Below are 21,171 nucleotides of genomic sequence, written 5' to 3'. Positions count from 1 at the left end.
CCAAAATTTTCAAATTTATCAGGATATTAACGTTGAGTTACAACATACATATCACCTAAGTATATCTTGAAAAGTCTCTTACTGTCTGTTGGACGAGAAATTATTTGACAATAGCCTGTTTCTGCTTGTAAAATTAATCTTAACAAGGCAAAGAGTTTTTCAATTATATTAATCGGTTGAGAATAAGCCATTACATCATTCAAAATTTGTGTCAATTACAAGGGGAGATGATAATTTACAGTTTAAGATGATAAAATAACAAATCCGATTAAAATAAAATCTGTAATCGGATTTGTCAGATTGAAAATTACTCAAGTTCGTTGTATATTACTTTTACGGTAATTGAAGGTGAAGTATTTTTGCTAAACTCAGTTTCTATTTTGTGTTTATCAATTTCAACTTTCTTATTGATTAATATTAAAAATAGTAGGGCTTTAACATTTGCGTTTTTACTGTAGAAATTTGCTAAACCATCTAATGTTTTTAGTACATCATTTTTTTTCCCAGTTGTGTCAATGTATTTCGCTTCTATAATTAAAGAATTTCCTTTTATTGAAAAATCTGCATTTTTGGTATTGCCGTCAAATATTATAGCAATATTTTCAGCTTCCACACTTGGAATCCAAGGTCTTAATATTAAATGAATAAGATTTTGAAAATCATATTCACTAGAAATTTTAATATTTGTCAAATTGACATTCTTAGCTTTTGATCCATTTGAAAATTTACTAGGTATGATCAATGATTTCTCTACAATGTTTGCCAAACCATTTGCTACTTCAGACCAATTAAAGCCTAGTATGGTATTAGGTAATTGATTATGTTCTAACTGTTGTATAATTGCTCCTGATTGAGTTGAAAAACTTGCTTGTAGAAACTGTTGCCTAGTCTTTAATAAATGAAATATTAAAGAGTTTAATTTATCTTCCCATTCAGCAGAAGATTCATCATAATTTATAAGATTCCAAAGTTTTTCAGTGAAGTCGGTATTGAATTCTGATACTTTATCTTTATATCCAGAAATACCCACAATATGAATAGGAGGATTAATTGATGGATTAATACTTATTTCTTTTAAAAATTTAATACAATTTATTGCATCACACTCACCTCCCTCTTCAATAGGCAAAACTAAATCAAGAATCATTAAGTCAAAATGCTGATTATAAAGTTCCCTTCTACCGTCTTTAACACAAGTTGCTTGCGTTATATTTTCTGGTAAAATGTCATGATAAGTTGTTATGGAGTTAATAATTTTATCTCTTTTAACCTTATAATCATCTATAACTAGAATTTTAATCATTTATTAATTTGTTTAACAATTCTTTTAATTTAATTTTCCATTCTTCATTAATTTGAGAATAATATACTAATCCAATATAATTATCAGAAAATTCTTCATTCAGCTCAATATCTAAATCAGTAATCTTAGTACCATCATCAAAGCTGCCATGCATTGTAATTACAATTGCTTTGGTTGTAATATCACGTAAAAACATTTCTTTTAAGATCTTCTTGCCAGCCATTGGCATCCAATCACCTCCACTATCTTCAGAAGAAATATCATAGTTTGGCATACTTATATCTAATAGTAAACATTTATAATCACTATAATTATTAATTAATTCTTTTAAGCCACTTATGTATGAGTTTCTGAATTCAACAATAAAATAAGGAAACTCCTCCTGTAGGAATTTTTTAATCTGGGCTTGTTTTAAGGGATGATCTTCTATAAATAGTATTTTCATTCTTTAAGTTCTTTTATATTTATTTTCAATTTAACAGAAAATATCTTATTATCTTCAGAAACATTTGTCAAAATAGCATCGGCTTCAGTACATTTTAGGTCAGATTTTAAGATTTTAAAAGCCTTATGGTATCCTGACTTTCCTTCATTGAGAAGTTTGTTTACATCTGGCTGATTATTTTTCCAGATATTTTTTAAATGATCAAGTTGGTTCATATCAGATATTTCATTTTCAATAATAATTGTTAAAATATCATTCGCCATATCAGTAGTAATTTTACATTCTATATCAAATATATTTTCGGTTGAATGCTTTATGATATTCTCTAAAAAAATTCTAATTAAATCTGCAAAATGAGTTTTAAACTCACCTCTAATTATACAATTATACTGGATGTTTTGACTAACTATTAATTCTTTATGCCAACTACTTTTATTAGTGTATTCTAAAACAATATTAATTAGTTCACTAAGACTAAAGTTTGATGCTTTTACTTCGCTTCTCTTAAACCAACGACTAATTTTGTTGATTATCATTTGCACTTCGGTGGAACAGTCTTTAATTTCTTTAACAAGCTCTTGACTTTTATAATCTCCTAGTAAATGAACTATTGATAACTCAAGCTCTTTAAAGTATTTATTGAAAAGAACTAAGATATCCTCTTGTATTTTACTTCTTATAAACGTTAAATTTTCATCTGTTCTTTCCCATAAAACGTTGAATATTCCCTGTACAAAATTTTCAAAATTTCCGCTACCAATAGCAACTATAGAATGATACCATAGATTATTATCATCAAACTCATAATTAAACCAGCCTTCATCATTAATTTCTGGTTTATAAACTTGTAAATGCTTTTTTATCAAGTCAAATATTAATCCATCAATTTTACTTGAAAAATCATTTAATATAATTTGGATTTGTTCTTTAACATCAGGTTGTAAATCACTATAAATAACATCCCAATACAAATTTTTTCGATAATTTGAACTACTTCCTTCTTTCAAAGTAATTAGTTTGTGAGTTTCAAAAACAGGTCGTAACTCGCCTACCAGCACTCCATGTCTTATTCTTGTACTTAGATAAGCAACAATGCCAAATTGACTATTTAAAAATTTGTCCTTTATTACAGTAAAGAGTTCAGAATATATTTCAAAAACAGGATTGTTGGAATATTCAATTTTTTCTAATTCAGTATTCTCATTTGAAATAAAAGTTGTTAACTTCCCTCCTTCTAAAAATAGAAGTTTATTATTTCCTGTTATATCCGCAATTATTTTAAAACGCTCATAAATAGCTTTAAATTCTTGTAATTCGTTTTCAAAAATTCCTTGTTCATTTACATAAATTTTGCTTTCATCTAGATCGATTAGCCCTTGTTGTATTACTAAAATATTTTCAATGCTTTTTATTTCTGATAGAATAAAATTATTATCAGGCATCTTTTCTTTCAAAAAATTCATAATTGATAATCTTTCTTCTAGTCTTTCTTTTGAATTATTTATAAATGTGGAATGCATTAAAATTTTAGGAACACAGCAATTTAGTAAAAACCAAAGAAATTTAGACTCTTCAAAATTTGAAATATTTTTTATTAATTCTGAAGGTTTTTCTGCTCCATTATGTCTGTTAAATTGTTCAAAGGCAATATGAGATTCAATTTCATCAGCATCAACTAATGCATAAAAAATTGGGAGATTAATTCCCTTATCAACTTCTCTAAATTTGTTTAATCTAATTTTTAAAAGGAGATTTTTTGTTTCTATTTTATCTACAATGTAATTATTAAGGAAAAAACTATTTACGTATAAATCAATACATTTGTTTAGTTGATTAAGCATTAGATAGCAATGAAAAAGATTTATAACAGCTGTTTCAAGTATTGGAGGCGTTTCTTTGTAATGATTAATTAAATATTCCCATTCTGTAATTGCGTCGATGAAATTGTCATTTTCTTGATACCATTTTGCTAATTCTACTTTATATTTTACTTCAGGAATCTTCTTTTCAAACTTTTTAATATCCTCAATTCCTTTAAGTTTTTCTAAGAAAAAATTAATGGTTAAAGAATCAGGAAATTTTTCATGTAATAAATGTAAGAAAGAAAGCTTTTCTTCATCAGTTTTAAATACTTCGTGAATAGCTGGATTAGCGGCACTATAAGATAGCTTTGAAAGTAATTTTCTTTCATCTTTTCCGTGTGTTTGGTAAAAAACAAAATCGGTTATTCCATAACTAATACTACTACTAATAATATTGTTAGCAATTCTTAATAGCTGTGCAGCAGATTGATGAGGGTTATAATTAACAGATATAATCCGATATAAATTTTCTAGTATTTCGTTTTGGATACTTTTTTTATTTCCAATATAAATGAAAGGTTTTTTCTGGTATATTAATGATTTTATATATAAGATGTATAAGTCAAATTGTGCTGGATTTTCTAAAAGCTGTATTTTTATTTCTTTTTCTGCAACGTCATATAAACCACTTGTATAATTGTCGATTATTCTAATTTCTTCTATTCCCTTTTTACTTTCGAATGCTGGAAATATTCTATCACCACATAAAAGTTTCAATTTGAATAGAACAGGATCATTAACTTTACGTATCAAATAATTAATTCTACTTAATAAATAATTTCGTAAATGTGTTTTTTCAGTTTCAGTTTCTAAATAATTAGATACAGCTAGTAAATTAGTAATTATTCTAACAATTGTTAGATATCGATCAATTATGCTATGGGAGAAATCTAAAGATATAATTTCACCATAATTCTTGAAATTAGTGTGATTATTGAAGGTTAGTTTAAACCTATAGTAATTCTGAAAAGCCTCTTTGTTCTTGCTATCTTTCATATTCAGTAATGAACCTTCTAGTTCATTATAGTATCGATTGACAGATAGAGAGTGTTCAGCTCTTAGGCTTAAATAATGGGCTAAGGATTTAGTGATTCCTAAATAAGAATTATTTTCTTTATTGAATGAACTTAAATATTCTTTATTTTCAGATGCTTTTCCTGAAAGCTCTTTTAGAACAAACCTGTTTTCTAAACTCCAAAGTGAAACACATATTTCTTCTTCAATTTTAGAAAGTTGTTTTTCTGCCTTAATGTATTCTCCTAAAATTAAATAGTTTTCAAAAATTTCTTTATATTTTAAAAAAAGACTTATTTCATATTTAAACTTTCTTATGCCTATTAAGCAAAGGTTTAATTCAGCTTCTAAGTTATCACCTAAATAAGGTATTTCGGTTACATTTCCGAGTTCAGAGTAAATTTTTGGAAGAGGGTTCCCCCAAATAAGAGTTTGTTTATTCCCCGGTATGTTTTTTTCTAGAAAATCAATGGATTCACATAATTTAGGGAAAGCAAGAGTACTTATTATTTGACTATAGGCTTTTTTTCTTAATTTTTTTTCACTAACTATCATTTGATATCGAGCTCGGGAAAACCTAATACTTTCTTTTATAGCTCTGTTTTTTTTGATCATATTTTGAGTTTGTTTATTTCAGGTTTAGTTTTATTTTAATTGTGTTGTCAATTCTATAAAAAGTAGCTTTACTAATTCCAGCTTGTTTACAGGCTTTATCAATAGAAGTATTCTTGTTATCATATAAATGTTTTGCGAATTGATACTTTTCAATACTTTTTTGGCTTGATCCTTTTGGTCTACCTAATAGTTTCTTTCGTCTGCGTGCTCCTTCCAAGCCAGATTTTGTTCTTTCGCTGATTAAGTTTCTCTCAAATTCAGCAACGGCTCCAAAAATCTGTATAATAAATTTTCCATTTGCTGAAGTTGTGTCAAATGCTGGCTCGGTGATGCTTTTAAAAAGTATTCCTTTTTCATTGAACTTTTCGATTAGATCAATCATGTTTTTAAGTGATCGAAAAATTCTATCTTTTTTAGAAAATAAACTATACGTAAGATAAGATGCAATTATAGCTGCGAAAAGAGGAATTACTGATTTAGTAATATCAGCTAATGATAATAACAGTTCATTGTCTATATCAAATTTTGTCATATTTATTAGTTTCTGGAAATATAATAAAAATGTTTCTTATGAAGAAAAAAATTCTGAGTATAGTGATTAATTATAATAGTTGTTCATTTTAACATTAATACTTTTTAATTCCTATATTTTTAATTTCTTCATCCGTATGATGATCCAGAATTTTAGCATAACGATAGAACGTCGCTCTGGTCAATCCAAATGGTTTATAAATATCTTCCGGACGTTTAGTGACGTCTTTATATACAGTACGTAGAAGTAATAATTTAGAAATTGTTTCCGCAGTATAACCCTTTGGTCTGCCTCCCAATCTACCTCTTGCCCTAGCAGATTGTAAACCCGCATTTGTTCTTTCTCTTATAAGTTCTCGCTCATATTCATACAACGACGCCATTATATTTAAGAAGAGACGACCATTCATCGTAGAAGTATCTACTCCATAGGTAATTCCTTTTATAATAATTCCTTTGTCGCTTAAACTTAAAACAAGATCAATAATATTTTTCAGGCTTCTCCCTAATCGGTCCAGTCTCCAAACATACAATTCATCACCTTCTCTGAACTGTTCGATCATCTTATCAAGTTCAGGACGATTTTTAGTTGTTGCGGAAATTTTCTCCTGATAAATTTTCTCACATCCTGCTTTTTCTAAAGTTCAATTTGTAAATCCAGATTCTGATCTTTGGTCGAAACCCGGGCATATCCTATTTTCATATTTTGTTATATTAAACTCATGCTTTGTAAATTTATGAAACATTGTTTTATGATATGAGATTTTGAGAAAATAAAAATAAAAAATAAAGTGATCAAATCCGATCACTTATAAAATCTCATAATACTACCTTTTTTATAAACTGATATGATATGAATATAAATTGAGAACAATTTTCTCATATCTAAATTTAAAATTTCTATAATCTCTATTTCTCCAGGTTCATTTCAAAAACTAAGAGATTAAATCAATGAAATTGCCAGTGAGGCTATCCGATTTTCTATAGCAAATATATTCCGTTGTCTCTGCGGAAAAAAATCTTTTTTGGTATCCGTAACCGGAGATTACAGAACCTCCGCAAAAATATTTCAAGCTTTATCAATGTGCTTTCTTATTGCTTTCAAGGAATTGATCGCAGTTTTCCTTGTGCCTGCCTGAATGGTAATCTGCATAGAAAAGTCAGAAACCTCACAAGATGCAAATGCAGTTGATTGAAATTTTGATCCTTATTATTCTTTCAGAATATATCAATTGATAAAATGAAATTATAAGTCATTTATAAAATTTAAGTATAAAATCATTTTGATTTTGCCATTTATAAACCAATTGATGATGTCTGATTATAAGTCATTTTAAAATACGATGAAGTAAAGAATAGAAAAGGTCAAGATTTCCTTCAATCTGCAAATAACAGGATCCTAAAGGTTTTTAATTGTAAGTGCGGGAAAAACAGGTCTCCGCCGTACTCGGAGCGAACAAAATGAAATTCAATATTGTAAACGAAATTAAATTGAGCTACTCAAGAAAGGGAAATTGTCAAAGGTCTGTTTCATCATCGGTAGATGCGGTAGATATTTTCAGGAAGCATTTTGATGCCGAGGAAATGGACTACAGGGAATCATTCTTTGCGCTTTATCTGAATCAGGCAAACAAGGTTTTGGGAATTAAGAAAATATCTGAATGCGGGATTTCTTCGACGTTAGTTGACGTTCGGATTGTAATGCAGGCGGCACTTCTTTGTAATGCTTCGGGGATTATTTTTTCTCATAATCATCCTTCGGGAAATCTGAATCCTTCAAGTTGTGATATTAAGATGACAACACAGATTAAAGATGCTGCAAAAATTCTAAGTATGAATTTGTTGGATCATGTGATATTGACTTCGGATTCACATTATTCTTTTGCTGATGATGGGATGATTTAATGTGAATGAGTGATTGATTAGTTGGTTGGTTGGTTGGTTGGTTGGTTGGTTGGTTGGTTGGTTGGGTGGTTGGTTGGTTGGTTGGTTGGTTGGTTGGTTGGGTGGTTGGTTGGTTGGTTGGTTGGTTGGTTGGTTGGGTGGTTGGTTGGTTGGTTGGTTGGTTGGTTGGTTGGGTGGTTGGTTGGTTGGTTGGTTGGTTGGTTGGTTGGGTGGTTGGTTGGTTGGTTGGTTGGTTGGTTGGTTGGTTGGTTGGTCGTTTCGAAAGAGGTAACGGCAAATCGTCTTGTAAGAATGGTGTTGGGAATGTGGACAATATTTTTACTCTAAAATGAAAATAAATTTTTAACAGATGAAAACAACATTGCAATTTTCAATTGAATCACTGCTCTTTGGAATTGAGAATTCTAAAGGGAGTATAGAGCAGGTTTTGTTTGCCGGGAAAATGGCGGAATGTGAAGGAATGCCGAATTGCAATCGGCTGGGTAAATTGACATTTAATGATTTTACGGTGAATCAGGCATGGGCAGGGGCGGTTTCATTGGATGAAACCTTGATTCTTGGGTATGATGGGTGGAATGACAGTGTGTTACACGTGTGTATCAGAAGTGTAAGAAGTGCAGTCAGGATTGCAACAGGTAGTTTTCCAGGTCGGGAAATTGTGATGTATGAGGAGTATAGGGAGGCGATTCTTTTAAATAAACTTTCTGATAAACAAATTGAAGAGGTTTTTAAGGAGTTGTGGAACAATATGGATTTGATAGCCTCAACCCAAATATTTGTGGAGGGAGGAATTTTAAAGTAATGCTCACTCGAAAAATAATAATGAAATAAAAATAATAGTCATGAATAAAATAGGAAATCAAACAGCAATTTCAGAAGTGAGTACTTTATTGGTACTTCGACACCGTACTCAATCCGTTGGAATTGTACAAACTGTCAATAAATTCGGAAATCTTATTGATGTGAAACCTGATATGAACAAAATTAATTCGTTGATCCGTGTTGATTCTGCGGAAAGTTCTTTTATGGACTTCTATGCAGATTTTTATCATCAGCTTAAAAATCCTGCAGAGTATTCGTTTTTTAAAGTGAGGGAATATGAGGCGCAGGAAACAGCGAGAGGATTACAGGAGTACATTGATGGTTCTTCAGAGGAAGAGAAGCAAGGTTTGAAAGAGTTTGAAGTTTATATTAAGGCGGTAGATGCGATCAGAAATAAAAAGTACGCAGATAGGAAGTCTTCTTTTGTAGAGAATGGTTTTAGAAATGAGTCATCCATAATTAGTAATAGTTCTCAATACCGTTATCAAATTACGGATGTTCCTTGGGAATCGTTGGCTGAATTAGATCTTAATCGGGAAAAGTTGGAAAGTATAGGAGCGTTGGAATCTTTGTTGAAAGGATATAAGACACCGATGTTGATTCCGATACCGCTGAGTGATGGAGAGTCTGTGAGTATGGTTGATGTACGGTTGCAGTTGAGGTTGGATGGAAAAGGTGAAGTGGTTGTCCGTATTCACAGGGTTCTTGAGAAACCTGATTTTAAGGAGAAGTTTATGGGGCATGAGTTTACGAAGGAGGATGAGTTGAATTTGTTGAAGTCGGGGAATATGGGCAGGGTGGTTGGTCTTGTTGATCCGTGGACAGAGGAAGTGGTTCATTCTCTGATAAGTATGGATATATTGACCAATGAGTTGATTCCTTTGCGGATGGAATTTGTCAGAATTCCTGCGGTGATTTGTGGGGTGACTTTGAATTTGGAGCAGGTGAAGATTCTGCGTGATGGGAAACCTTTGTTTATTGAAAATATGTTGTCGAAGAGGGGAAGACTTTTTTCTGCTACGGTGCAGTTTAATACGGATAAGCAGTGGATTGAATTTTTGTTTAAGAAGAATTTGAAAGGTTTTGATGGGAGAGTTGTTCAAGCTAATTTTGAAAGGGAGGTTCCTACTGTTTTTAGAGGGAAGTATCTTCATAAATGGCAGATGGATAAGTTGAGAGCAGGGGAGACTGCATACATTAATGAGTTAGTGAATAAGAATGGTAAGAAGTATCAGGGATATATAAGTTTCGATAAGACGATAGGGGGAATTGTGTTTTCTTTTAAGAATCCGAAGAAGAAATAGGAGAGTTGTGAAGATGTTTTTGGACTTTGAAAAAAGGGAGTAAGTAACTTACTGTATAATTTTTAAAGTAACCTGCAAAGTCAAATGACTTTGCAGGTTACTTTGTTAGAGTTTTAAAACAAAGGCATAGTTGAAAGAAATCGGGCGGCAAAAATGCAATTCCTCCCGTTGGTAGGAAACGCATTTTTGCGGAGTTGGGAGCAACCCTATTTCTAAAACATTTCCACGTGTAAGCTTCTCCATGTTTTGAAAAAAGATTGCGGAGATTTAGTGAAAATAAAACAAATCAGTTAAAGCAGAATTTGTTTTTTTTAAATTAATTCCATTGAGCTACATTATTTCATCTGTAGCTTTTCAATTATCGAGTGATTGAAGATCAATTGATTTAAACATTCTTTTTGAAAATTAACCAATTCAAATTCGTCCTCATGTCCTGTCAGTTCTATATCATGAGTATATTAATTGTTCTTAGGAGGTGTAACAACCATATTTAAAGGAGTTTACAGGTTCTATTGAGGCGGGTCAATGCTATCAGAAATAAAAAGTACGTAATAAACGCATAACCAATGTAGTATCCAAGATACCAATTTAGCTGAAGCTTAATATTTTTTCAAGAAAGCAAGTTGTATTTTTCACCCAGTTATTGAATATTACTTACATATCATACAAAATTAAGATCTCAGAACACAGCTAAATTTAATGGATCCCACCTCTTACATCGCCAACATGACTATCGTCATTATTATTCTTTGGTCGTTTTGGTTTTTTAGTAGCTATTGGATAAATAGTAGATATATATGATTTATCTAAATCTGATAATGAGGTATTCCATCCTACTGAAAAACTCTCATCTAATAGTAAGTAGGCTGGTATTGCATAATGCATGATTGAATATCTATCATATGAAGAATGTTGAGTAGAGCCTCGTGAGTATCTGAAAAAAATATTATTATCCACTTCATCCTTTGACCACCCTTGTGTTTCTTGATAATATTGATAAACTTTCGGGATATCCCAAGGAATTGCAGCTGATGGAGACTGATGCTCATGTATTAAACCTAAAGCATGCCCAAATTCATGGATAACAGTTCTGCTAAATTCTATATCTGGGGTATCTGAATTAAACCAACCAAAATTCATTGTTGTACCATCGTTGGAAAAGTATGACTCGTTGGTTTCCGGATTGATAGAATAAGTTTGTGATGCCTTTCCAATAATTGACCAAGAACCTTTTCCAGCTAAGAAATTAACTCTAATTTGTGCAGTTCCTGAAGTAATAAATTCTAATTTAATACTGCAATGCTTAGACCACTCAACAGCATACTGCTTTACTTTTGATTGAAGAAAATTATCTCCACCTAAAAATTTAACTTTTAATACTTGTCCTGCTGACCATTTTTCTCTTTTTAAAACAGCGATTTTTTGTCCACTAAAATTATATTCTTTAATTTCAGTACAAACTTTTAGAGTGTCGTTACTTTTCAACTGTGAATGAAATTGATTATAAAATCCGATAATTATAAGGATTAGAAATGTTAATTTAGTCTTCATTTTATTTATTATTAGTTACTTATCAATTTTTAATATTTATAAAATTTTAAACTCTTCATAAAAAGGTTATAGTAATCACTCGTAATCAGTTTTACACTCAAAATTTAGAGTTAAAAAATGCAGAGTAAATTTGTGAGTTCTTTGACGTTTATTTTCTTGATCTGCTATTAACGATATTAATTCTTGTTGTAATACCGATTTTAAATTTTGATAGATTGCTCTTATCATCGTCACTTGGATCAACATTAAAAACATCAGCATAATCTAAGGTTAAACCAGCGATCGGATTAAATGCATTTTGGTTTTTTAGAAAAAATATCCCAAATCCAAATTTTGTTTTAGGTTTTAAAAATTTAGAAATATCAGTCCTGCTATATCCTAAAAATGCAAGGTTTTGAAGATTCTGAGGGACAAAATATAAATCTAAGTTTAGTGGATAAACTGTGCTTTCTTTATAGAACCCATTGTAAACCGTCTGCTTTATAACTACTTTTCTTGTAGTTCCAGTATCACTATCGGTAATTGTCCTCGTATCTTCTTGGGAACTCTCAATCAGATCCTCAAAATTATTACTCTGTTTAATTCCAATTGTTGCTCCCGCAAGGATTGTATTATTTAAGATTCTAGCATTCCAATAATTGAAACCAATATTCATATCTACTCCTGTAAAATTTATTTTCTCTACTTGTTTTGAAAATATAGAATCAGCTTGAAAATGCTTAAAAGAGGAACCAGTAAATCCACCACTAGCTATTAACCATAAATCGGATGCAGGTTTTGTTTTATTATCCAGGATTTCCTGAATTTCCTCAGGAGTTTTTTTACCTGCTAATAAACTCATCCAATCTGTATTGTTCTTGAAAAGTCTAAAACCAACTTTTATATTTGCATCACCACCTGATACAATATTTCCGGTAGAAAAAAGATTGGTTACACTATTTTTGATTTCCCCGGAGCCTGAAATACCAACGAAATAATCAGTGAAATTTTCTGAAACAAAATAACTGTAATAATTCAGTTCTAATTTTTTTTCAAGTGTTGTAAACTTTATCATTCCTAAATTAAAAGGAATTTCTTCAATTTTCGATTTGTTTTCACTGTCCTCCTTTTTAGTTTCTTTAAATCCGGGATTTAAAGGGATGGAAGAAGTTCCGCCTCCATTAATTATATTTTGTGAAAGTAGGAATTGAGGAAATATCGAAAGTATGAAAATTACGATAATATTATACTGGTATTGCTTGATTAAATTGTCCATAACCGTTTTTGTTAAATGGTTTATATAATTTAAAAGTGCCTTTTGAAATTCCATCAATAGTTACACTCATCACAGAAGTAGTCATTGGGTTGCCTATTGCAATAATTAAAACATCTAAGTCATAATCATTGTCAATAGGGAAGTCACTGAGTTTTGCCACCCAATCACCATTTATAAATCTAAAATGTGTTTGTGGATTGAGATTTTTGTTTTCCAGCAGTAAGTAATCAATTCGATGCGCAGTACTTTCGATTTTAATTTCAATAGTTACTTTTTTCATGGTTTTTTGTTTTAGTTTTTAATTAGTAAATGATCAAAAATCACTTATAGTTTTAAGATAAAAGTATATCTTTCTTTTTGATAAGGAAATACCACAAAAGGGTGATTTTAATAGTAATAGAATATATTTCAATTATTTAAACATTCCCGTAATTGTGAAACAAATATTTTTAATATATTTGGGACATCGTGTTGTGATATATTCTCAGCATAAAAACTAACAACCTGAAATATCAATGAATTATCTTGAGATTAGCTCCTTTATTGAAGCTAAAAAAAAGCGTAAAGCCCATATAGAAGAGGAACTGCGCTATGTTAATACGCTTACAGATCATTTAAAAGCAGAAAAACCAATAAAGTGGTACAACAACTTCTATTATATTGTTAAAAGGTCGATATTCATTACTTTATCAATACTGTCATTATTTCTATTATTAAGCAGTTTTACACATCAAAATACTTTTAGAAAATATTTCTCTCAACATTTTGAAGGTATTATTTCCGAAGGTCTTAATGATACCTTTGGTACTCATCGCTCTGTATCTGTTTTAGAAACCAGTGCGGTAGATTCTTATAAGGTAGAAGCGGTTTTTTCAAAACCTGTCAGAGCAGATATTCAGAAAAACATAAGTTCTAAGGTTTATGATTACTCACTGCTTGCTGGAAGAATAATGTTTCTGTTGGCTGTGGTTTTATTTTGGTATATCGCAAGACTGACCAGAAAACTACATTTGAAGAATAAACTGATTTCTGAGTATTACGATTCTAATCTTACAATAATGAATATTTATAAAGAAGTAATTGAGGAGCAGAATTTCGAGATTGAGTTTTTGACGAAGGCATATAAAGAAATTTAAAAAATCAAAACTGAATTTAAGTAAATGACTATACGTGAAATTGTTACCACATTAAGTGATATGGCTTTTGAAGAGGATACACCCTTTTCAAAACTTCAGGAAATAAGACAAAAACATTTGAATAAGAGACCATATACATATCATATGTTTTCCACTAAATCAATCAAAGATGATTATGCATATCATTCAGGAGGCAGAAAAGAGTTTCAATTTAATATAGGTGAAGATTGGTTTCAGGATGAACCTGTATTAAGATATGGCCTGGCATTTTCTCTTAATGAAGACAGAACATTGAATGATTTTGACGAAGAGTTTAGATCAAAGATTGAAAGATTCAATGACTTTTTACAAACTAACCCTGCAAGATTTGATGATATGTCAATGTGGTATTATGAAAAAGGTGATTTTGCCCAATATTATAAAGAAGTACAACCCATTGATGACGAAATGTTTCAAGCAGAAAATTTCATATTTGTAGGTAAATATCTATCGAAAGAAATTACTGAAATAAATTTTAAGGATATTGAGAATATTCTTAAAACTTTTGATAGTATAATGGATATTTATGAGAAAGTAGAATTTGGAGATCAGGAAATCGAAAAAAGAATTGCAAGGCTAACTTGGAATACTAATGGTTGGATAAAGCCTTCCGGAGAAACGGGAAAAAGTAAAAATAATAAAACGCATGAGGGTAGGTATGGATACGGACATGAAGAATGGTTACTAGATACAAGTAAACTTATTGATGGTTTTCACTATGGTTTTCTTGAGCCTATTCGACAGCAACAGCAAGCATTTGAACGAAAAAAATATAATATTTGGTTATATACAATTGATTCGACGACAAAAAAAAGGTACTGGATTGGCGAGATTGATAATGTAGAAATCATTAATGGTACAGAGGCAGAAAATATTAAAGAAATCTATCTGAAAAATAAATGGTACTCTGAAATGCATTCACAAATCATAGAATGTCAAGCTAATGACGAAGGATTTTCTGAATGGAATGGGATTGATTTGTTTAACGTAAGATTTAAGCCAAAAGATGTTAGATTCAATAGCGATTACATTGAGTTATCAAAGGACAATCATATTTACGCTCAATCGCGATACAATTTCACGAAATTTACAGAGGGTTTTTCTCCAAATTCTTTACTAAAAGGTTTTGAATTTATAATTGATACTGTTTCGGATGATACAAAAGAAGAGAAGATAGATGGTGTTGGAAAAACTACTTATTACCGAGAACCTAAAGCAATTGAAATTACTTTCGTCCATAAAGCAATTAGTGATGGATTAAAATGTGAACTCATAAGGAAATTTGGCGAGAAAAATGTCAGTGCAGAAAATGGAGCAGGTTATGGTAACAATAGCATTGATATGGTGGTGAAATGTGAAGATCATTATATCTTTTATGAAATCAAAGCATATAACTCATCGAGATCCTGTATTAGAGAAGCATTAGGACAGTTACTAGAATATTCTTGTTGGATAAATAATGCCACAGCAGCTAAATTAGTTGTCGTTTCACAAAAACTTGGAGATACAGATGATTCTATTAAGTATGTTCAACATTTAAGAAGTTTATACAGCTTACCAATATATTTTCAAACATATGATTTGGTAACAAAAGAATTGTCTCCAGAGTTCTAATGTAGTCAAAAAATTGTAACATTTCGTCTGTTAAAATATCTTCCTTTGATGTATATTTGTTAATTAATTTGTAATTCAATATAGATTAAAGTAGAAATTTGGGAGACTACAAATGCAGAAATCAGAAGAGAAAGTAAAATCAGTAAAACCATTTTTGAAGTGGGCTGGTGGAAAAACACAATTGCTTAAAGAGTTAGAGCGGTTTCTACCATCAGCATATAACACTTATATAGAGGCATTTTTAGGAGGAGGTGCCTTATTTTTTCATTTACGACCATCAAAAGCAATTTTATCAGATATAAATCCGGAATTAATAAATAGCTATATACAAGTCAGAGATAATGTAGAGATTTTAATAAAAGAGTTAAAAAAATGCTTAAACACGGAAGAGTTCTATTACGAAATGAGGTCAAAAGATCTCACAATTTTATCCGACCTTGAGAGAGCTGTCAGATTTATATATCTTAATAAAACTTGTTTTAATGGGTTATACCGTGAAAATAAAAAAGGAGAATTTAATGTACCGTTTGGAAGATACAAAACCCCAAATATTTGTGATGAAGTTAGATTGAGAGAATCTAGTGAAGCATTACAGGGAGTTAAAATAGTTTGCTCTGGATACAAAGCAGTCTTGAAAAAATATGCTCAGGCAGGTGATCTCGTTTTTTTAGATCCACCTTACGTTCCTGTAGGAAAGTTTTCCGATTTTCAAAGATATACAAAAGATTCATTTTATGATGATGATCAAATAGAATTACGTGATGAATTTAAAAGATTAGAACGAAGCGGTGTTAAGGTAATACTCACCAATTCGAATGCAGATTTTGTACATGAACTTTACAAGACTCACGAAATAAATGTTTTTGAAACTAAAAGATATATCAGTAGCGATCTTAATACCCGAAATGGTCAAGATGTAATTATTCAGTCCTCTGATAATTTAAAAATTTATAAAGAGGATTTATTGGAAAATTTCCCAGGTACTCGTTACATGGGAAGTAAATATAAAATTTTATCTTTTTTATGGGAAAATGTAAAAGGTCTAGAATTTAAAACTGTTTTAGATGCGTTTAGTGGCAGTGCATGTGTATCATACATGTTCAAACAGAAAGGATTTGAAGTCTATTCTAATGATTTTATGGCTTTTTCTGCGAATTTTACAAAAGCTCTAATCGAAAATTCTGACACTTATTTAGATGAGTTGGATCTTGAAATCTTATTAGATGATACAACAGAAATCGATAATTTTGTACGGAAAACATTTAAAGATCTGTATTTTGATGATGAAGATAACTATTTAATTGACAAGATTATTGCTAATTCTCAGTTGTTGTCCAATGCTTATAAGACATCTTTAGCTCTGGCAGCGATAAGTAGAGCCTGTTTAAAAAAGCGACCACGAGGAATATTTACTTATACCGGGGCTAGATACGACGATGGAAGAAGAGATCTACAATTAACGCTAGAGGAGCACTTTTTAGAGAATGTTGAAAGCTTTAACAGTGCTGTTTTCGATAATGGATGGGGAAATAAATCTTTTAACTGTGATATTTTTGATGTTGATGTAAATGTTGATCTTGTTTATTTTGATCCACCATATTTAACATCAAAATCAGATAATGATTACACCAGAAGATATCATTTTGTGGAAGGGCTCGTAAAAAATTGGAAAGGCTTAAAAATTGACGAGTCTACAAAAACAAAGAAGTTTAAAAAATATGAATCTCCATTCGATTCAAAAGCTACTATGAATGATGCTCTGGACAGATTGTTTTACAAATTTAAAGATAGTATATTAGTGGTGTCGTATTCATCTAATTCAATACCTTCAAAAGAGGATATGATAAAATTGTTAAGTAAATATAAGGAAGAAATTGAATTGAAAGAAATTGATTACAAATATTCATTTGGTAATCAAAATCATAAAGTTGGCAATAATGCTAATGAAGTAAAAGAATATTTGTTTATAGCGAAGTAAAAATGAAAATACCTATATCTGAGGTTCCACAAGCTGACGAACTTAAAAAAGTGATAATGACCGTTGAAGCAGTTTATTATGACAATAATACTTTTAAAAAAATTGCAGATTATGTAGGTTTTACTGAGAGACAAGGGAGATATTATAGATTAGCTGCAATAATTTTAGGGTTTTTAGAAAATGATAATAATAATGCCATTCTAACTTTTGAAGGACGCACTATCGTAGGTTTAAACTCAAATGATCAAATGATTTTTCTTCGAAGTGTACTTCGATCTAACGGCTTATTTCAACGTATATTATTTGAGATAAGAAGCAGAGATGAAGGGATAAGTAAATCAGAACTTTTAGATTTGTTGCTGAAAATTATAGATGGAGCAGAGGAAACTATTAGAAGGAGATACAATACTATAGTAAGTTGGCTTTTAGACACAGAATTAATTTTACAAGGTTTAAAAAGAAATTCTATTAATGAAAAATCTTATACAATTAATCATGATCTAGATGATGAGGATATAGAAACTGTTTTTAAAAAAAATGAAATAGAAGAATTAGATGAAAATACTTCAAGAGAACAGCCATTCGATGCGGCTAAAGTAAACATTGAGACGAAAACTCCATCTCTAGACACTTTGATAAGACGAATAGAAGAAAATGAGATTGAGATGAATACTGAGTCTTATTTTCAAAGAAATAATGAGTTATGGAGCATTGATAAACAAAGTCAACTTATTGAATCTATTTTAATCCGTTTTCCTCTACCAGCATTTTTTTTTGATGCTTCTGATGATAATAATTGGTTAGTGGTTGATGGTTTACAAAGATTGAGTTCAATACGTAATTTTTGCGTCAATAAATCATTGCGACTTCAAAAATTAGAGTTTCTTCCGCATTTAAATGGATTGGGATTTGAAGATTTACCAGGCGATCTAAAAAGAATTCTAAAGGAATCACAAGTTGTGATTTATAAAATTATGCCAGGTACTCCCGTAGATGTAAAGTTTAATATTTTTAAACGTATTAATACTGGTGGATTAGTATTGGAGCCGCAAGAAATAAGACATGCTCTATTTCAAGGCATTCCGGCTGATTTTATTAAAAAATTAGCAAATAATGAATATTTTAAGTTAGCGACTGATAATAAAATTCCTTCCGATAGAATGCAGGATCGTGATTTTGTTACAAGATTCTTATGCTTTTATTTGCTAGGCATTGAAGATTATAATTCAGATTTAGAGACATATATGAGTAGAGCCATGTCTAAACTTAATGATAAATCAATTGATTTAATTAAAATTGAAAAAGATTTCTCTAAATCTATGAATTTAGCATTTGAGATTTTTGGAAAGACAGCATTTAGAAAAGTTATTGAACTAAATAAAAGAGTTCCACCGATTAATAAGGCCTTATTTGATGCGCTTTCTACTCAATTTGCATTTTTGGAAAATGAATCAGTCACAAGACTTATATTATTTCGAAAGTTAATGCAGACTGAACTAATTGATGAGTTGAAATCAGATAGAGAATTTTATGATTCTGTCTCAAACTCTACAGGTACGAAAAATAATGTACTAACAAGGCATTATAAAATAAAACAAATAATCGAGAGTATTTTAAATAATGATGTTTTATGATAACAGAATTAAATCTTAAAAATTTCAAATCAATTAAATCAAAAAAATTTCAATTAAGAAATTTAAATGTTGTAATTGGAATGAACGGGCAAGGTAAATCGTCATTTATTCAATCACTTTTATTACTAAGGCAATCCGATATTTTTGAAGACCAACTTCTTCAACTTAACCTGGGAAATACTGGAATTATAAACTTAGGTTCTGCAAAGGACGTGTTATATCAATATGCCCCAGAAGAAGAGTCTGTTTCTTATAGTATTACGTTCGATAATGAAAATTTGTTGGAATTCTCAACTACTTATAACGCTGATTCTGATATTTTACCAATTGAGTATCGCAATACAAACATTGATATAGCTTTGCAAAGTATTGTCAAAGAACCCTTGTTTACTAAAAGATTTCAATATTTAAATGCTCAAAGAATTGAGCCCTCTGATGAGAATCGTGCAAGTTACACTTCAGTAATTTTAAATGATGATCTGGGCATCAACGGACAGTATACAGCTCATTACATAGATAAATTTGGAGATAAGCCTATAGCTTTTGACAATTTATTACATTCAAATTCTTTCATCAAAGATGAGATACTAGAACAAGATTTAATAAAATCTTCCCTACTTGAACAGATAAATTTTTGGTTGGGAGAGATATCTCCTAAAGTATCTGTTAAGACAAAAAAAATAACAAATAGTTTAGTACTATTAGGTTATGAATTTGCTCAATCAGGAGTTGGATTTACTAATGAATTTGCACCACAAAATGTTGGGTTCGGAATCTCATATTCTTTACATGTTATTACTGCTATTTTAAAGGCTAGAAAAGGAGATTTAGTAATTATTGAAAATCCTGAAAGCCATATACATCCTAGAGGGCAAGCAGAGTTAGGAAAATTGATTGCTCTAGCTGCACAAAATGATGTACAAATAATTATTGAAACTCATAGTGATCACATTATAAACGGAATCCGAGTTGCTGTGAAAGAGAATAATGATTTATCTGATAGGGTTATTATGTTTTATTTTGAAAAACTTTTCAATAGCGACGAACAATTTTCGCAGATCACTGATATAAATGTTGATAAAAATGGTTCATTGGATATATATCCAAAAAACTTTTTATCAGAGTGGAGCAATCAATTATTTAAACTTATGTAATGGAAATTTTCTTCAACGAAATCTCTTTAGAACCTAAAGCTTCTAATATGAATGATAGTAAAAGTAGAATATTACAGGTTTTACAAGTGATGAAATATTTGAATACAAAAGATATTAATGTTTTAAGAATTGATCAGATAACTTTTGCTAGTGATTTAGGCGGTAATTATAGTATTTCAAACTTTCTTTCTGATATATCTGTAGATATTAATTTGAGAACTTTATTCCTGTCTATTTTAGCTTATCCAGCTATTGAAAATGATGATCAACTTGAAAACTTTATAAATTCAAACTATCAAATTGAAAATCATAATTCAACAAAAACAAGTTCGCTAGGCGTAGCTACTGCATATCTTAATAATTCTCACGTAGTAAGTATTCAGAGTCACAATTATTGGAATAATTATGCCTTGGAACTATATAATACAGTAGATAACAATTGTGAAGTTTTAGAAGATATCATAAATATAGGATTTAACAATTATCAGCATCATACTTTGCTAAACGATTGGCTGATTAATAAAAGTCAAATTGTCTTTACAATAACTAAAGCAGAAGATATTTATAATTTTTTTTCGAGAGAATTATATACTTTTGACGAGCAAGCAATACAGGATATTGATGCATGGATTTATGATGATGAAAGATATATTAAAAGAATTATACAATTACTATCTGACATTCCTACTAACCCATTTACCGGAGGCTTAGGCAAAACTGAGGTGCTAAAGCATAATTTATCAGGAAAGTGTTCAAAAAGAATAGTTGGTAGAGATAGAATTGTATACAGTTATACAGAAACTATGATAACAGTACATAGTTGCAGAGAACATTATTGATGTTTATCACTTAATCTTACTTGATAACTATTAATTAAAGCGTAACAAAAATACTAATCTCACGTTTTTACGTTCTATTTTGTTAAATTCTACATGACCTCCAATGTTCAACCAAAACCAACTTAAACGGCAAATCCCGACTGTCGTCAGGATTTTTTTTACTTTTTAAT

At 30.3% G+C, this 21,171-nt stretch carries 17 protein-coding genes and 1 pseudogene; 10 read left to right on the top strand and 8 right to left on the bottom strand.

The window, feature by feature from the left end; genetic code table 11:
• Positions 1 to 307 precede the first annotated feature (307 nt).
• From OEA66_RS00760 to OEA66_RS00740, 5 genes and pseudogenes are all read right to left on the bottom strand, one after another.
• Entirely contained in the window at positions 308 to 1,303 is a 996-nt protein-coding gene (locus tag OEA66_RS00760; protein WP_267279551.1) for a PD-(D/E)XK nuclease domain-containing protein, read from the bottom strand.
• The gene (locus OEA66_RS00755; protein ID WP_267279550.1) at positions 1,296 to 1,748 is read right to left on the bottom strand and encodes a response regulator; all 453 of its coding nucleotides are present in this window, start codon (positions 1,746 to 1,748) and stop codon (positions 1,296 to 1,298) included. Before OEA66_RS00755 ends, OEA66_RS00760 begins: the two co-directional genes overlap by 8 nt.
• Positions 1,745 to 5,239, bottom strand: a complete 3,495-nt coding sequence (locus OEA66_RS00750; protein ID WP_267279549.1) for a hypothetical protein — start codon at positions 5,237 to 5,239, stop codon at positions 1,745 to 1,747. Before OEA66_RS00750 ends, OEA66_RS00755 begins: the two co-directional genes overlap by 4 nt.
• Positions 5,240 to 5,252: 13 nt before the next feature.
• Positions 5,253 to 5,771, bottom strand: a complete 519-nt coding sequence (locus OEA66_RS00745; RefSeq protein ID WP_267279548.1) for a recombinase family protein — start codon at positions 5,769 to 5,771, stop codon at positions 5,253 to 5,255.
• A gap of 94 nt (positions 5,772 to 5,865) precedes the next feature.
• A pseudogene (locus tag OEA66_RS00740) lies at positions 5,866 to 6,399 on the bottom strand (recombinase family protein); the annotation flags it as partial.
• An 832-nt stretch (positions 6,400 to 7,231) separates the two neighbouring features.
• On the opposite strand from OEA66_RS00740, the gene OEA66_RS00735 reads away from it, so the two are divergent.
• From OEA66_RS00735 to OEA66_RS00720, 4 genes are all read left to right on the top strand, one after another.
• Positions 7,232 to 7,675: a JAB domain-containing protein gene (locus tag OEA66_RS00735; RefSeq protein ID WP_267279547.1), complete on the top strand. Its 444-nt coding sequence runs from the start codon at positions 7,232 to 7,234 to the stop codon at positions 7,673 to 7,675.
• Positions 7,676 to 7,688: 13 nt separating this feature from the next.
• The gene (locus OEA66_RS20560) at positions 7,689 to 7,946 is read left to right on the top strand and encodes a hypothetical protein (protein ID WP_267279546.1); all 258 of its coding nucleotides are present in this window, start codon (positions 7,689 to 7,691) and stop codon (positions 7,944 to 7,946) included.
• Positions 7,947 to 8,024: 78 nt separating this feature from the next.
• Positions 8,025 to 8,477 carry a hypothetical protein gene (locus OEA66_RS00725; RefSeq protein ID WP_267279545.1) on the top strand — a complete coding sequence of 151 codons (453 nt, stop codon included), beginning with the start codon at positions 8,025 to 8,027 and terminating at the stop codon, positions 8,475 to 8,477.
• 40 nt (positions 8,478 to 8,517) lie between these two features.
• Positions 8,518 to 9,801 carry a DUF3945 domain-containing protein gene (locus tag OEA66_RS00720; RefSeq protein WP_267279544.1) on the top strand — a complete coding sequence of 428 codons (1,284 nt, stop codon included), beginning with the start codon at positions 8,518 to 8,520 and terminating at the stop codon, positions 9,799 to 9,801.
• Positions 9,802 to 10,497: 696 nt separating this feature from the next.
• On the opposite strand, the gene OEA66_RS00715 is transcribed toward OEA66_RS00720, so the two are convergent.
• The 3 genes from OEA66_RS00715 to OEA66_RS00705 all read right to left on the bottom strand — a co-directional run bounded on the left by OEA66_RS00715 (position 10,498) and on the right by OEA66_RS00705 (position 12,887).
• The gene (locus OEA66_RS00715) at positions 10,498 to 11,352 is read right to left on the bottom strand and encodes a matrixin family metalloprotease (protein ID WP_267279543.1); all 855 of its coding nucleotides are present in this window, start codon (positions 11,350 to 11,352) and stop codon (positions 10,498 to 10,500) included.
• 148 nt (positions 11,353 to 11,500) lie between these two features.
• Positions 11,501 to 12,607: a hypothetical protein gene (locus OEA66_RS00710; RefSeq protein ID WP_267279542.1), complete on the bottom strand. Its 1,107-nt coding sequence runs from the start codon at positions 12,605 to 12,607 to the stop codon at positions 11,501 to 11,503.
• A complete protein-coding gene (locus OEA66_RS00705; RefSeq protein WP_267279541.1) occupies positions 12,576 to 12,887 on the bottom strand; it encodes a hypothetical protein in 312 nt (103 codons plus the stop codon). Before OEA66_RS00705 ends, OEA66_RS00710 begins: the two co-directional genes overlap by 32 nt.
• Before the next feature lie 235 nt (positions 12,888 to 13,122).
• Between OEA66_RS00705 and OEA66_RS00700 the strand changes: the two genes are divergently transcribed.
• The 6 genes from OEA66_RS00700 to OEA66_RS00675 all read left to right on the top strand — a co-directional run bounded on the left by OEA66_RS00700 (position 13,123) and on the right by OEA66_RS00675 (position 21,001).
• The gene (locus OEA66_RS00700) at positions 13,123 to 13,743 is read left to right on the top strand and encodes a hypothetical protein (protein WP_267279540.1); all 621 of its coding nucleotides are present in this window, start codon (positions 13,123 to 13,125) and stop codon (positions 13,741 to 13,743) included.
• Positions 13,744 to 13,767: 24 nt separating this feature from the next.
• Complete coding sequence (locus OEA66_RS00695; RefSeq protein ID WP_267279539.1) at positions 13,768 to 15,396, top strand: hypothetical protein; 1,629 nt, start codon at positions 13,768 to 13,770, stop codon at positions 15,394 to 15,396.
• A gap of 112 nt (positions 15,397 to 15,508) precedes the next feature.
• Complete coding sequence (locus tag OEA66_RS00690; RefSeq protein ID WP_267279538.1) at positions 15,509 to 17,374, top strand: Dam family site-specific DNA-(adenine-N6)-methyltransferase; 1,866 nt, start codon at positions 15,509 to 15,511, stop codon at positions 17,372 to 17,374.
• A gap of 2 nt (positions 17,375 to 17,376) precedes the next feature.
• Positions 17,377 to 19,008, top strand: coding sequence for a DUF262 domain-containing protein (locus OEA66_RS00685; protein ID WP_267279537.1), 1,632 nt, complete (start codon positions 17,377 to 17,379; stop codon positions 19,006 to 19,008).
• Complete coding sequence (locus OEA66_RS00680) at positions 19,005 to 20,162, top strand: DUF3696 domain-containing protein (protein WP_267279536.1); 1,158 nt, start codon at positions 19,005 to 19,007, stop codon at positions 20,160 to 20,162. The genes OEA66_RS00685 and OEA66_RS00680 overlap by 4 nt, the downstream gene beginning before the upstream one ends.
• Positions 20,162 to 21,001: a Txe/YoeB family addiction module toxin gene (locus tag OEA66_RS00675; protein ID WP_267279535.1), complete on the top strand. Its 840-nt coding sequence runs from the start codon at positions 20,162 to 20,164 to the stop codon at positions 20,999 to 21,001. Before OEA66_RS00680 ends, OEA66_RS00675 begins: the two co-directional genes overlap by 1 nt.
• The last annotated feature ends 170 nt before the right edge of the window (positions 21,002 to 21,171 follow it).

It is taken from the genome of Chryseobacterium luquanense, from assembly GCF_026460945.1.
Classification (GTDB): domain Bacteria; phylum Bacteroidota; class Bacteroidia; order Flavobacteriales; family Weeksellaceae; genus Chryseobacterium; species Chryseobacterium luquanense.
This window is presented reverse-complemented; position numbering and strand designations above follow the sequence as displayed.